Origin of the sequence: Peptoniphilus mikwangii (assembly GCF_000468535.1) — a bacterium.
GTDB lineage: Bacteria > Bacillota > Clostridia > Tissierellales > Peptoniphilaceae > Anaerosphaera > Anaerosphaera mikwangii.
Genome location: NZ_AUQY01000005.1, coordinates 1 through 15,555, shown reverse-complemented (window position 1 = coordinate 15,555; position 15,555 = coordinate 1). Strand labels below are relative to the sequence as shown.

Annotated in this window: 13 protein-coding genes; all 13 read left to right on the top strand. The window is 33.7% G+C overall.

Annotated elements, in window-relative coordinates:
* The first annotated feature begins 32 nt into the window (after nucleotides 1-32).
* Nucleotides 33-1,352 carry an aspartate kinase gene (locus M915_RS05050; protein ID WP_036730145.1) on the top strand — a complete coding sequence of 440 codons (1,320 nt, stop codon included), beginning with the start codon at nucleotides 33-35 and terminating at the stop codon, nucleotides 1,350-1,352.
* Between the two features lie 89 nt (nucleotides 1,353-1,441).
* Entirely contained in the window at nucleotides 1,442-2,011 is a 570-nt protein-coding gene (locus M915_RS05045; RefSeq protein WP_036730143.1) for a glycerol-3-phosphate responsive antiterminator, read from the top strand.
* Nucleotides 2,012-2,146: 135 nt separating this feature from the next.
* On the top strand, nucleotides 2,147-2,803 hold the full coding sequence (locus M915_RS05040; protein ID WP_036730141.1) for an MgtC/SapB family protein: 657 nt from the start codon (nucleotides 2,147-2,149) through the stop codon (nucleotides 2,801-2,803).
* Nucleotides 2,804-2,811: 8 nt separating this feature from the next.
* Nucleotides 2,812-3,522, top strand: coding sequence for a glycerophosphodiester phosphodiesterase (locus M915_RS05035; protein ID WP_036730139.1), 711 nt, complete (start codon nucleotides 2,812-2,814; stop codon nucleotides 3,520-3,522).
* 47 nt (nucleotides 3,523-3,569) lie between these two features.
* A complete protein-coding gene (locus tag M915_RS05030) occupies nucleotides 3,570-4,625 on the top strand; it encodes a C4-dicarboxylate TRAP transporter substrate-binding protein (protein ID WP_036730137.1) in 1,056 nt (351 codons plus the stop codon).
* Between the two features lie 54 nt (nucleotides 4,626-4,679).
* Nucleotides 4,680-5,150, top strand: coding sequence for a TRAP transporter small permease (locus M915_RS05025; protein WP_036730135.1), 471 nt, complete (start codon nucleotides 4,680-4,682; stop codon nucleotides 5,148-5,150).
* A complete protein-coding gene (locus M915_RS05020) occupies nucleotides 5,147-6,445 on the top strand; it encodes a TRAP transporter large permease (RefSeq protein ID WP_009221379.1) in 1,299 nt (432 codons plus the stop codon). The genes M915_RS05025 and M915_RS05020 overlap by 4 nt, the downstream gene beginning before the upstream one ends.
* Nucleotides 6,442-7,236, top strand: coding sequence for an HAD-IIA family hydrolase (locus M915_RS05015; RefSeq protein WP_036730134.1), 795 nt, complete (start codon nucleotides 6,442-6,444; stop codon nucleotides 7,234-7,236). Before M915_RS05020 ends, M915_RS05015 begins: the two co-directional genes overlap by 4 nt.
* Nucleotides 7,236-8,723 carry a glycerol kinase GlpK gene (glpK, locus tag M915_RS05010; protein ID WP_009221377.1) on the top strand — a complete coding sequence of 496 codons (1,488 nt, stop codon included), beginning with the start codon at nucleotides 7,236-7,238 and terminating at the stop codon, nucleotides 8,721-8,723. Before M915_RS05015 ends, glpK begins: the two co-directional genes overlap by 1 nt.
* Nucleotides 8,724-8,799: 76 nt before the next feature.
* Entirely contained in the window at nucleotides 8,800-10,227 is a 1,428-nt protein-coding gene (locus M915_RS05005; RefSeq protein ID WP_036730132.1) for an NAD(P)/FAD-dependent oxidoreductase, read from the top strand.
* A 9-nt stretch (nucleotides 10,228-10,236) separates the two neighbouring features.
* Nucleotides 10,237-11,499 (top strand): NAD(P)/FAD-dependent oxidoreductase, encoded by a 1,263-nt coding sequence (locus M915_RS05000; protein ID WP_036730130.1) that lies wholly within the window; start codon nucleotides 10,237-10,239, stop codon nucleotides 11,497-11,499.
* On the top strand, nucleotides 11,496-11,864 hold the full coding sequence (locus M915_RS04995; protein WP_009221374.1) for a DUF1667 domain-containing protein: 369 nt from the start codon (nucleotides 11,496-11,498) through the stop codon (nucleotides 11,862-11,864). The genes M915_RS05000 and M915_RS04995 overlap by 4 nt, the downstream gene beginning before the upstream one ends.
* Nucleotides 11,865-12,559: 695 nt before the next feature.
* A partial coding sequence (locus tag M915_RS07310; protein WP_235043765.1) for an Ig-like domain-containing protein occupies nucleotides 12,560-15,555 on the top strand: 2,996 nt, incomplete at its 3' end.

Here is a 15,555-nt window from a genome sequence, read left to right as displayed (position 1 = left end):
ATGCATATACAATTTTTTTATGGAGGTGTGTTATGAAAATTATAGTATCAAAATTTGGAGGTACATCACTTGCCAATAGTGAACAATTTTTAAGAGTAAAGGAAATCATCAATGCGGATAGTGATAGAAAATATATAGTTGCTTCCGCACCCGGTAAATCAAATAGCGAGGATACGAAAGTTACAGATCTTTTGTATTTATGTTACGATCTTGCAAAACATAAGATAAATTTCAATGATATACTTGAAAGAGTATTTAATAAATATAGAGAAATTATTGACGGATGTGGAATAGAACTTGATTTAAGTGAATATTTTGAAGAGATAAATAATAATCTTATAAATTTAAATGGCAAGGATTATATTGCGAGCAGGGGAGAGTTTTTAAACGCACTTATTTTATCGAAACTTATAGGCTATGATTTTGTAGATGCTAAAGAACTGATTTTTTTTGATGAAAATGGAAATTTTGACGAGCAAAAATCATACGATGCAATTTACAAAATGAGAGACAGTCATAAATGTGCGGTAATTCCGGGATTTTATGGTAAGATGCCTAATGGAGATATAAGAACTTTTTCACGTGGCGGCGGAGACTTGACCGGTTCTATTATATCCAGGGGAGTTAAGACAAATTTATATGAGAACTGGACAGATGTAACCGGATTTTTAAGTGCGGATCCAAGAATAGTTAAAGATCCGAAGGAGATAAAAGTTATAACATATAAAGAGCTGCGAGAGTTATCTTATGCCGGAGCATCGGTGCTTCATGAGGAGGCGATACTTCCTGTAACTGCTGCCGGAATTCCGATAGAGATAAAAAATACTTTCAATCCTGATGCAAAAGGGACATTAATATTACCTGATGGCGATGTTTCCGAAAATACATTTGGTGAAATTACAGGAGTTACAGGCAGAAAACACTTTTCTGTTATAAATATAGAAAAGATAAAACTTAATTCCGATAAGAGTTTTCATAGAAATCTTATGAGTGTGCTTGAGGTAAATGGAATTGTATTAGAGCATATGCCGACATCAATAGATTCAATTTCGCTGATAGTGGCTGATAAATTTTTAATCGGGAAACAAGATACATTGCTTAGTGAAATTAAAACATTTTGTAATCCTGATAAAATAAGCATCAAATCCGGTATAGCGTTGGTTACGGTTGTGGGCAGAGGAATGAAAAATAGTATAGGAGTTTCTGCAAAGCTGTTTAAATCTTTAGCAGATGGAAATATAAATGTACAAATGATTATTCAAGGCTCAAGTGAGCTAAATATCATAGTCGGAATTGATGTTAAAGATTATGAAGCTGCAATAGAAAGCATATATAAAGCATTTATGAACTGATATTTTTAAAGCTGTTGCTTGATTTTGATTTTATGAAAAAATATATAAAAAGTGACAGCTTTAATGTTATAATTTTGTAGGGGTATATTATGTCAGGGAAAAAGATAATTCAATGTATTGAGGAAAATCCAATAATACTTGCTGTAAAAAATGAAGATGAACTGAGACTTGCACTTAAAGAAGATGCAAAGATAGTTTTTTTACTTTTCGGAGATTTATTGAATATAGCAGATGAGGTTTGCAAGGTCAAAGAGTGCGGGAAGTATGCAATAGTACATATTGATTTAATAGATGGTCTTTCATCAAAAGAAGTAGCTGTTGATTTTATAAAGAAATATACAAAAGCCGACGGGATAATTTCTACAAGACCTAAAAATATAAAAAGAGCAAAAGAACTTTCACTTTTTACTGTGCTTAGATTGTTTATTCTTGATTCGATAGCACTTCAAAATTTGGAAAAAAATATAGAAACTTCAAAGCCCGATATGGTAGAAATACTTCCCGGAGTAATACCTAAAATTATTAAGAAGGTAACATCCGAAAATGATACTCCTGTAATTGCGGGAGGACTTATTTCCGATAAGGAAGATGCTATGAATGCACTAAAATCAGGTGCGGTTGCAATCTCGTCGAGTAACCCTAAAGTATGGAGACTTTAATTGACACTTAAAAACTTTTAATATATAATTTTCATTGTAGATAACATTCAAAAAACCATGAGAGAGTGAGCGGAGGTTTTTGATTAATTTTATTGATCAGGGACTTTTGCTATTTTTTTATATGTAGGTGATAGTATGACTTTTGAACTTTATTTTAATATAGATTTATTTTTAAGAGTGATAGTTTCATGCCTATGCGGATTAGTAATAGGATATGAGAGAGAAAATAGAAATAAATTTGCAGGAGTTAGAACTCATATTATAGTTGCGCTCGGTTCCTGTTTGGGAATGATAATTTCTAAATATGGATTTTCGGATGTATCAGGTTTTGATCCGTCAAGAATTGCATCACAAGTTGTATCCGGGATAGGATTTTTAGGAGCCGGAGTAATTTTTGTGAAGAATAATTCCATAAGCGGTCTTACAACTGCTGCCGGGATTTGGACGACATCAATTATAGGAATGACTTTTGGCAGCGGATTGTACATAATGGGACTCTTGGGGACATTTTTAATAGTAATAATTCAATTTCTTTTATACAGAAATGAATATTTTAAGTTTAAAAGAAAAATATACACTGTTGTTGTGGATTGTAACAGTGCAGAAGTTATAAAAAATTTGAGAATGTATTTAAGCGTTAATTCAATAGATTATAAAGCGCTGAATATTGGATATGCAGATGATTTTTTCAAGATAACACTTAAATATCTTTCGAGAAATGAAAATGAATCTGATGAATTTATGAAATTTTTAGGTTCTGAATCCGAAATTGTAAAATTTAAATTTTTATAGGAGGTATTATGTTAAATATAGCACACAGAGGTTTTAAATCAAGATACCCTGAAAACACAATGCTTGCATTTAAAAAAGCGGTTGAAACGGGAGCAGACGGAATAGAATTTGATGTACATTTATCAAAAGATGGAGAAATAGTCATAATTCATGATGAAAGGCTTGACAGGACAACCGATAAGAGCGGAAGAATTATGGATTTTTCGTTAGATGAGCTGAAAAGTGCAAATGCTGCAAACCTATATAAAGATATTGAATTTGAAGCAATTCCGACATTAAGAGAGTACTTTGAATATATTTCGGATAAAAAATTAATTACAAACATAGAATTAAAAACAGGAATATATTGGTATGATGGAATAGAAGAAAAAGTTTACAGAATGATAAAAGAATTTGATATACAAGATAAAATAATAATTTCGTCTTTTAATCATAACAGTGTATTGAAAATGAAAGAGATTGATAAAAATATAAAGTGCGGACTTTTAGTAGCATGTTGGTTAAATAAGCCGTGGGAATATGTAAAAAAACTTGGAGTTGAATACTATCATCCGGCAGCTTATGCAGTAGATAAGGAAATGGTTAAGGGACTTCATGACAACGGAATAGGCATTAATGTTTGGTATGGAATGGAGCCTTATGATTTTAAAACTACCTTTGATTTGGGGGTGGATGCTTTAATTACAGATTATCCTGATGTAATTAAAACTTTTAAGTAGGATTTTATTATTTATAATAAAATTAAAATTAGAAAGGGGAAAAATCAATGAAGAAAGCAAAAGTATTAGGACTTTTACTTGCACTTATGCTGCTTGCAGTAGGATGCGGTAAAAAGAACAACACAGCAGAACAGGCATCTGCAAATGAGCCTGCAAAAGAAGAACAGTCAGCAGAAATTAAGGACTTTAAAATAGTTCTTAAACTAAGCCATGTATTTGCTCCTGAAGAACAACTTACAAAGTCAACAGATGCAGCAGCAAAGGCAATTTATGAGAGAACTAACGGGGCAGTAGAAATTCAGACTTATCCTCAAGGACAACTTCCGACATATAAAGATGGTTTGGAACAAGTTTACAACGGAGCGGATTTTATATCTGTTGAAGACCCTTCTTATTTAGGAGACTATGTACCGGACTTTAAAGCATTAGTAGGACCATTCATTTATTCTGATATTGATCAATATACAAATATGATTAAGACAGATCTTGTTCAAGATATGATCAAGAAAGCTGAAGATGAACATGGAATCAAAGTTCTTGCACTTGACTATGTATTTGGATTCAGAAATATGATGACAAATAAGGAAATTAAAGAACCTGCAGATTTAAAGGGAATGAAAATCAGAGTTCCGGGAAGTCAAATTTTTATTGATACTATTAATGCAATGGGAGCAACAGCTACACCAATGGCATTCTCAGAAACTATAAGTGCTGTGCAACAAGGCGTTGTAGACGGACTTGAAGGAACAGTAGATGCCATGACTGCAAACGGCAGTGCTGAAGTAGTTAAAAATGTAGGACTTACAAAGCACTTCTTGGGAACTTGCGGAATTTATATTAATAAAGATGTATTTAACAAAATTCCTAAAGAGTATCAAGAAATAATTCAAGAAGAATTTACAAAGAACGCTCAAGAAATGACATCAAATGTTAAGACAAATTATGATGCACAAGTAAAATATCTTGAAGAAAAGGGAATTGCATTTAACGAAGTAAATCTTCCGGCATTCCAAGAAGCAACTAAGGTAGTATTTGAAAAAATGGAAGGAATTTCACCTGACATCTATCAAAAATTATTAGATGAAATTGCAAAAATGAAATAATGTAATAGGGGGAGAGTCTCTCCCCCATTATTTATAAAGAAAGGGCTTACTACTTTGAAAAAATTATTTAAAAATCTTGAAGAGATTACATCATCAATTTTTATGATGGTTACTCTTATATTAGTTCTTTTGAATATTTTTACAAGATATTTTTTAAAAACAGGGATACCGTGGTCTGAGGAAGTTGCAACAGGCTGTTTTGTGTGGACGGTTTATATAGGAGCTGCGGCAGCATATAAAAGAGGACAGCACATAGGTATAGATCTGATAGTAAAATATTTAAACGGAAAGAACAGAGACATAGTTCAAATAATTGTGGATTTGATATTACTTGTAGTAATGATATTTTTGACAATACTTAGCATAAAATATGTTCAGACAACATATAAAAAACCTACACCGGTTCTTGCTATATCATCAGCATATATATCTTCTGCAATAGTTATAGGATTTGTACTTATGACACTTAGGACAATTCAAATTTTATTTAAAGATACTAAAAAATTAAAGGGAGGATCTATATGAATACTACTTTTATATCTTTACTTCCGATACTTATAGTATTAATACTATACTTTTCAAGCGTTCCTATTGTATTTGCCTTATTCGGCTCAACGCTATTTTATTTTTTATTTATAGATTCAGGAACAAGTGCAGTATTAGTATTTCAAAAATTTGTAAGCAGTACTCAAAATTTCTCTCTGCTTGCCATACCGTTTTTTATAATGGCAGGTTCAATAATGAATTATTCAGGAATTAGTGAAAAGTTGATGGAATTTGCAGATGTACTCACAGGACACTTAAAAGGCGGACTTGGACATGTAAATATAGTTTTAAGTTTGCTCATGGGCGGGGTTTCAGGTTCTGCAAATGCGGATGCGGCTATGGAAGCTAAAATGCTTGTGCCTGAAATGGAGAGAAAAGGATATTCAAAAGAATTTTCTTCAGCCATCACTGCCGCATCATCAGCAGTTACACCTGTGATACCTCCGGGAATAAATCTTATAATTTATGGAATAATAGCCAGTGTTTCTGTAAGTAAAATGTTTATTGCAGGTTATGTTCCGGGAGTTTTGATGAGTGTTGCACTAATGATAACAGTTGCATTAATAGCTCATAAGAGAGATTATAGTCCTACAAGAGAAAAGAAAGCTACAGCGGGAGAAATTTTTACCCAGGCGGGTAAATCAATCTGGGCATTGTTATTTCCGTTTGGGATAATAGCGAGTATAAGAATAGGAATGATAACTCCGTCTGAAGCCGGAGCAATTGCAATTTTATATACTGTTATTGTAGGTAAATTTATATATAAAAAGCTTAAGTGGAGCGATTTTATTGAAATATTTAAAGAAACGGTATACGGTACAGGTTCTGTTGTGCTTATAATAGTTGCGGCAAATGTATTCGGATACTATTTGAGCTGGGAAGGAATACCTCAAAAACTTACTCAAACCATGCTCGGAATAACAACAAATAAATATTTAATGCTTGCATTCTGCAATGTTATACTTTTGATACTTGGAATGTTTATAGAGGGTGGAGCTGCAATGGTTATAACAGCACCGCTTTTAGTACCGTTAATGGTACAACTTGGAGTTGATCCGTTACATTTCGGTATGATAATTATAGTAAATATAATGCTTGGGGGAATAACACCTCCTTTCGGTTCAATGATGTTTACAGTGTGCGGAATAACCAACTGTACGATAGGCGGATTTGTAAAAGAAGTGTGGCCGTTTATTTTGGCACTGTTAGTCGTATTATTGATAGTGACATATTGTCCGATATTAATTACATTTTTACCGGAGTTGATCGGATGATTAAGGATTTTGAAGTTTTTTTACTGGATATGGATGGAACTGTGTATCTTGGAGATAAGCTTATAGACGGAGCGGATTATTTTTTTGAAAGCTTAATTAGAAATAAAAAGAAATATATATTTGTGACAAACAATTCTTCAAAAAACGCTGATGATTATGTAAAAAAACTTACAAGGTTAAAAATACCTGTCATTAAAGAACAGATTTTTTCATCAGCAGATGCAACTATAATTTATATAAAGAAAAATTATAAAGATGCCAAAAATATATTTTTACTTGGAACGGAGAGCTTGGAAAATTATTTTTCAGAAGCCGGATTTAATGTAATAAATAATTCAAGGGATAATATTGATTTAGTAGTTCTCGGATTTGACACGACACTTACGTATGAAAAACTGTGGATGGCATGCGATTTAATTAGAGATAGGGGATTTTATATAGCAACACATCCGGATTTTAATTGTCCGCTTGAAGAAGGAAAGTTTATGCCGGATGCAGGCGCAATGATTGCGTTTATAGAAGCGTCAACAAATATAAAGCCGCTTGTCATAGGAAAGCCGAATGAAATGATAATAAGTGCCTTATGCGAAAAATATGGATATGATAAAAGTAAACTCATTATAGTGGGAGATAGATTATATACTGATATTAAGACAGCCGAAACTTCGAATATAAAATCTGCATTAGTATATTCGGGAGAAACTACAAGACAAATGTATAATAATTCAGAGATAAGAGCAGACTATGAATTTAATTCTGTATATGATATAGCAAGGGAGCTTGATAAATAATGAAAAAATATGTCATGGCATTTGATGCCGGAACTACAAGCAGCAGGACTATATTATTTGATAAAGAGGGAAATATTGTATCAACAGCCCAAAAGGAATTTATGCAATATTTTCCGTTGCCGGGGTTTGTAGAACATGATGCAAATGAAATTTGGTCTACACAGATAGGTACTGCTGTTGAAGCGATGTCAAAAGTTGGAGCGGATGCATCTGATATTGCTGCAATAGGAATAACAAATCAAAGAGAAACTACAATAGTATGGGATAAAAATACAGGAGAACCTGTTTATAATGCAATAGTTTGGCAATGTAGAAGGACTTCAAAATATTGTGATGAGCTTAAAGAAAAGGGACTTACAAATTTTTTTAGAGAGAAGACGGGTCTTGTAATTGATGCATACTTTTCTGCAACAAAAATAAAGTGGATTTTAGACAATGTAAAAGGGGCAAGAGAAAAGGCTGAGAACGGCGAATTATTATTTGGTACGGTAGATACATGGTTAATATGGAAATTAAGCGGCAAGAAGGTTCATGTAACAGATTATTCAAACGCATCAAGGACGCTGTTATTCAATATAAATACATTAACCTGGGATGATGAAATTTTAAATCTGCTTGATATTCCAAAAACAATGCTGCCTGAAGTTAAAGCGTCAAGTGAAATTTACGGATATAGTGAATCGAAATTTTTAGGGGATGAAATTGCAATAGCATCTGCAATAGGAGATCAACAATCAGCTCTATTCGGTCAGGGATGTTTTGAAAGTGCAGAGGCAAAAAATACTTACGGTACGGGTGCATTTTTGCTGATGAATACAGGAAATAAGCCTATTTTTAGTAAGAACGGATTAGTAACTACAATTGCGTGGGGTTTAGACGGAAAAATAAATTATGCGCTTGAAGGTTCCATATTTGTTGCAGGTTCCGCAATACAATGGCTGAGAGATGAATTGAGAGTGATAGATTCGTCAGATGATTCCGAATATATGGCAAGAAAAGTTAAAGATACAAATGATTGCTATGTAGTTCCCGCTTTTACGGGATTGGGTGCTCCATATTGGGATCAATATGCAAGAGGTGCAATAGTTGGACTGACAAGAGGAGTAAATAAATATCATATAATAAGAGCAACTCTTGAGTCACTTGCGTATTTATCTTATGATGTCTTAAACGCTATGGAACAAGATTGCGGTTTTAATTTAAAAAGCTTGAAAGTGGATGGCGGAGCAAGTAAAAATAATTTTTTAATGCAATTTCAATCAGATATAATAGATTGTGATGTAATAAGACCGTCATGTGTAGAAACAACGGCGCTTGGAGCTGCATATTTGTCAGGGCTTGCAACAGGATTTTGGAAAAATTTGACAGATTTAAAAGAAAATTGTAAAATAGATAAGGTTTTTAAACCTGATATGACTGATAAAAATAGAATAGATAAGCTCAATCGTTGGCATAAGGCGGTAGAATGTGCGAAGAATTGGGCGTAAGCCGTGAGATTACGAGATTGGCAAGATAGAACTTTAGGTAGTTTTGTCTTGCCGTTTTTTATGGAAGGAGAGAACTATGATAGATGTAATCATAATAGGTGCAGGGGTAAGCGGAAGTGCAACTGCAAGAGAGCTTTCAAGATATAAGGGAAAATTTTTGGTACTTGAAAAAGAAGAAGATGTCTGTAGCGGAACATCAAAGGCAAATTCAGGAATTGTGCATGGGGGATATGATGCAAAAGAAGGCTCGCTAATGGCTAAACTGAATGTAGAGGGAAATAAAATTATGGGAGATTTATCGGAAGAGCTTGATTTTCCGTTTGAAAGAATAGGTTCTCTTGTAGTTTGTTTTGAGGAAGATGGAATAGCCAAACTTCACGAGCTTAAAAAACGCGGGGAAATGAATGGAGTTGATGGACTTGAGGTTATAGACAGAAAAAGACTCCTTGAACTTGAGCCGAATATAGGAAATGAAGCAATAGCAGCGCTTCATTGTAAAGTTGCCGGAATAGTTTGTCCATTCAGTTTAAACATAGCACTTGCGGAAAACGCACATACAAACGGAGTGAAATTTAAATTTAATAAAGAGGTAGTAGAACTAAAAAAGAGAAACTACGGTTGGGATGTAATCACAAAAGATGAAATATTTCAGACTCGTGCAGTAGTAAATGCTGCCGGAGTATATGCAGATGTGTTTCACAACATGGTTTCAGATGAAAAAATCCATATAACAGCAAGAAGGGGTAATTATTTGCTGCTTGATAAGGAAGCAAAAGGACACATTAATCACACCGTATTTCCACTACCCACATCAAAAGGAAAGGGAATACTTGCCAGTCCTACAGTAGATGGTAATTTATTGATAGGTCCTACAGCGGTAGATATTGAAGATAAAGAAAATACATCGACAATCAAGGAAGATTTTGACACTTTAATTAAAGAAGTACAAAAATCTGTAAAGAATATACCGTTTAATTTAGTCATAACATCATTTTGCGGACTTAGAGCTCATGAAGACAAACATGATTTTATAATAGGCGAAGTAAAAGATGCAGAAAACTTTTTTGACATTGCGGGAATTGAATCACCGGGACTCACAGCATCTCCTGCAATCGGGAAAATGATGGCAAAAATACTTTCAGAAAAATATAAGTTTGAGATAAATGATAATTTTATCGCCAAAAGAAAGGGAATTGAATTTACAAGAAATATGACAATGAAACAGCATTCTGAAAAAATAATTGAAAATCCTAAATATGGCTCAATAGTTTGCAGATGTGAAAAGGTAACGGAAGCTGAAATTATAGATGCAATAAGAAGACCGCTCGGTGCAAAAACATTAGATGGAGTTAAGAGAAGAACAAGAGCAATGGCGGGAAGATGCCAGGCGGGATTTTGTACACCGAAAATAATACAAATACTTGCAAGAGAATTGGGAATTGATGAAGCTGAAGTTGTGAAAAATTCACCTTTATCAAAAGTAGCAATCGGTCATACTAAGTGAGGGATAGCCATGAGAGAATATGATATAGTAATAGTAGGAGGAGGCCCTGCCGGATTAAGTGCTGCAATTAAAGCAAGAGAAGACGGAATAGAAAGTATATTGCTTTTAGAAAGAGACAGAGTGCTTGGAGGAATTTTAAATCAATGTATACACAACGGTTTTGGACTTCACACATTTAAGGAAGAATTAACAGGACCTGAATATGCAGATAGATTTGTAAAACAGCTTGTAGAAAAAAATATAGAATATTTACCGAGTACAATAGTTTTAAATATAACAAATGATAAAATACTTACAATAATGAATGAAAACTCTATTGAAAACATAAAAGCAAAAGCTGTAATACTTGCAATGGGGTGTAGAGAAAGGCCACGAGGTTCGCTTAATATACCGGGATATAGACCGGCAGGAATTTATACGGCAGGTACGGCACAAAGGCTTATAAATATGGAAGGCATAATGCCCGGAAAAGAAGTGGTAATACTCGGTTCAGGTGATATAGGACTTATAATGGCAAGAAGGATGTCTCTTGAAGGGGCAAAAGTAAAAGTTGTAGCGGAACTTATGCCCTATTCAAGCGGACTTAAGAGAAATATAGTTCAGTGTTTAGATGATTATGATATTCCTTTAAAACTTAGCTATACAATAGTTGAAATAAAGGGAAAAAATAGAGTAGAAGGAGTAGTAATAGCGGAGGTTGACGAAAAATTAAGGACAATTGAGGGAACAGAAGAATACTACAGCTGTGATACAATTTTATTGTCATGCGGATTAATACCCGAAAATGAACTTTCAAATATGATGGGAGTAGAAATAGATCCTGTGACAAGAGGGCCTGTAGTATCGGATAATCTTATGACAAACATAGACGGGGTATTTGCATGCGGGAACGTATTGCATGTTCATGATCTTGTAGATTATGTTTCAGAGGAAGCTGCCATGGCTGGATTTTTTGCAGCAAAATATGTAAAATCCGGAATGAAACAAGGAAGAGAAAAAATCGTGACAATTCCGAGAGATGGAGTTAGATATATAGTTCCGAAATATATAGATAAGCAAAATGAAAATGAAAAAATTACATTGAGATTTAGAGTTTTGAACGTATATAAAAATAAAAATATCTGTGTATATTTTAATGATGAAAAAATAATGACAAAAAAGAAAAAAATACTTGCTCCTGCAGAAATGGAACAGATAATTATAAAGAGAGATGAACTCAAAAAATATGGAGAACTTAAAGAAATAAGAATATCTGTGGAGGATGCGGAATGAAAGAATTAAATATGACTTGTATAAGCTGTCCGATGGGTTGTATGATGAAGCTTAAAGTGGATAATGAAAAAAATCTTTTATCAATTGAAGGAAACAATTGTAAAAGAGGAGAATTGTATGCAAAAGATGAAGTTAAGAATCCAAAGAGAATGGTATGTTCAACCGTAAGAGTAATTGGTGGAATAATGCCGATAGTCAGTGTTAAAACTGAAATGCCGATACCCAAAGATAAAATATTTAATATAATGGAAGAAATAAATAGAGTACAAATAAAAGCGCCCGTTGAAATAGGCTATATAGTTTTAAAAAATGTATGTAATACAAATGTGAATATTATTGCAACATCAAATGTTATCATAAAATAAAATTAAAATAAAAAAGGTTGAGTTTGGGAGGACTCAACCTTAATTTTTTTATTTTCCGTCCATACGAATATGAAAGGAGAGGATGGAAAATAAGACTGGTATAAAATTTTATTTTTAATCTTAAGGGGGGTATCCTTTAGATTAATTAGTATAGCTATGTTATGCAACATTAGCCATAAATGGGTGTAATATAGTTAATTGATAGTTAATATCACTAACTGTACTTAGTATAATATAAATAAATTAGTTTGTAAAGAGGTAAATTGAAAAAAGTTGTTAAATATATGGTCGTAATTTAAGAAAAATAATTTAAATCAGATTATAAAATAATGATTAAATTGAAATTAAAGAAAAGATGTAGATTGATGAATAAGTGTGAAATAAAAGAAAAATAAAGAGTTGGAAAGAGCAAAAATAGATCTAATTAAAAAGCAAAAAAGTGGGATTATAAGAACGAAATATTAAACTAATAAATTGAATATTAAATGAGAAATTAAACATTAAGAAAATTAAAACAATTCTTGATTTTAAAATTTTTAATTGGTTGTCAAAGTATTTTTTAAGTTTGATATATCTCTACAGTTAAACTAAACGGTTTTTTATAAGTGTATGATAATTAGATTGAAAATATACTTATTTGATGATATTATAAAAGTTAACTAATAATTAATATTAAATATGTAGGAGGATTTTATATGAATAGTAAGAAAATACTATCTTTTATGCTTTCATTCATTATGATGTGCAGTGTGTTGTTCCAGGCAGGATCTGCATATGCAAATATGGATAATTTCAATTTAAATGGAATGGAAGCTAATGAGATGCAAAGATTCATGCCGCCGATGCATGGAGAGGTATTTCCGGGAGAAATACCACCTGATTTTCCGCCACATGGCGAAATGATGCAAAATCCACCGGGATGGGGTATGCAGCCACATGGCGAAATGATGCCTATAGAGCAGATTCCAAATTTTATACCTCCAAACGGAGAGCCGATACCTATGGAGGAGCCGGACTTCATATATCCGGATGAGAATGAAGTTCAAAATAACGAATTGGAAGCTGCAATACCGGAATTAAAAAATGAAGATTCTGATAAAGAAGCCTTACCGGAAATAGGAAAAGCTGATATGAATGACGAAATAACAGAATCTGAAAATAAGAGTGAAGTGCAGCCAAATTCAAATAATGTAAATATTGACGTAAGAGTGTCGCCTGAAGATGCAATTCCACAATTTTTAAAAAATATTAAAAGTATGGAAGAGGGAAATATTTTAAAGAACGAACTTGGACTTGAAGTAAAAACTGAAATTACAGTGGGTGAACCTGACATCAATCAACAAGTGCAATTGACAATTAAATGGGATGCAAGTATGTATGGTGCCGACTTAAAAGAAGGGGATTTCTTTAATGTACTTTTACCGAAAGAATATATTTTTACTTATGGGGAATTTGATATACCAACTCCCGACTATGCAGATGTTATTGCAAAGGCTGTAATTACACCTGAACCAACTGGAGGCGGTAACATAAAAGTAACCTTTACGAAGTATGTAGAGGAAAAAGATAATATAAAAGGAGAAGTATTTTTAGAAGCGACTGTTGCACCTCAAAATATTCCTGAAGTATCTGAAGATATAAGAGAGGAATTGAAAGATGTAAAGACAGAAATTACAGTGTCTGAAATAGTTGCACCGAAAGAAAATACACCGGAGGATGAATCCAATATCAATCAACAAGTGAAGTTGAAAATGAAGTGGGATGCAAGCATGTATGCCGGCTTAAAAGAAGGAGACTTCTTTAATGTACTTTTACCGAAAGAATATGTTTTCGCTTATGGTGAATTTGATATACCAACTCCCGACTATGCAGATGTTATTGCAAAGGCTGTAATTACACCTGAACCGACCGGAGGCGGTAACATAAAAGTAACTTTTACTAATACTGTAGAGGGGAAAGAGGATGTAAAAGGAGAAGTATTTTTAGAAGCGACTGTTACACCTCAAAATATTCCTGAAGTACCTGAAGATACAAAAGAAGCATTGAAAGATATAACGACGAAAATCATAGGACCTGAGGAGCATAATATATTTGAGAACATACCTGACATCAATAAACCTGTGCAGTTGACAATTGAATGGGATGCAAGTATGTATGGTGCCGGCTTAAAAGAAGGAGACTTCTTTAATGTAACTTTGCCGAAAACATATATTTTCACTGACAGGGAATTTGATATACCAACTCCTGACGGAACAGATGTTATTGCAAAGGCTGTCGTTACACCGGAATCAACCGGAGGCGGTAACATAAAAGTAACTTTTACGAAGGCTGTAGAGGGGAAAGAAGATGTAAAAGGAGAATTCGTTTTAGAAGCGACTGTTGCACTTCAAAATCTCCTTGGAGAAGCGAAAGATACCGGACCATTAAACTGTGTAGACGTAAAAATTACCAAGTTTGAAATTAAGGATAAAGATGGCAATACTATCCCTCCGGGAACACAGCTTGGCTATTGGAGTACGTTCCGTTTGGAAATGGATTGGGATGCAAGTTCTTATGGAAAAACATTAAAAGAGGGAGATTATTTTATTGTCACCCTGCCCAATCAGTTTAAATTTCCGACACAACCGGCAGCGGTAGTAGATTTTCCACTTTATGCACCGGATGGTACTACTGTAATTGCTAATGCACATGTTGACTCTAATGGTGAAGCAGGCGGAGGAACAGTAAAGGTTACTTTTACAGATTATGTAGTGAATAGAGAAAACATACATGGAGACATGTATTTAGGAGCAACCTTTGCGCACCATAATATTAATGCGGGGCAGACGAATACTATTACTGTATCAATCGGGGGAAATTCCATCAGCATAGATGTTCCCATAGGGCCAAAGCCCACTCTCAATAATGAAGTGTTCAACAAATGGGGCGAGAAGGTAAACGGAAATGAAAATCAGGCACAATGGGTTCTCCGTATCAACCACAAAAAAGGAAATTTCAACAATGTGGTAATAAAGGATGAGCTTTTTGTGGATTCGGGAAGTCTTCCTCCGGGAATTCATTACCTACCTGACACCTTTGAGTTGAAAGAGGTGGAAATGGATGAATTTGGTGCCGCAACAAAGATTATAAAGACCTATAATTATAATCAACTGAAAAATCATATAACATTTTCAAACAACAACACTAAGTTTGAGTTTAAATTTAGCCAAATGCTTGGAAATACCAGTGGTAAGCAATTTATGATGGTATATAAATCCACATATATTCCTCAGCTTAAATTGAAAAATAAAGGAAGTTTTACAAGTAATGAAGAGAATGGTTCATCTAGCGGCTACTTTTTAAGTGCACAAGCCGGCGGTGGCGGCCAGGGTGACTTAAATCAAAAAATCAAAATAATTAAAATTGATGCAGATGATAATCAAACCAAATTAGCTAATGCGAAATTTAAAATTACAAAAGTTGCTGACGGTTCAAGTTTTGAATTGACTACAGATGCTAACGGTGAAGCTGTTTCTCCAAAACTTGATCCCGGAAAGTATAAGATTAAAGAAATAGAGGCTCCTTTGGGTTATATACTTGACGGAACGGAACATGAGTTAACTATAGTTGGAGGCGAGGCCATATTCTATGTGGTTAAAAACGAAAAGAAAACAATTGATGTCGAAGGCGAAAAGACCTGGAACGATAACAA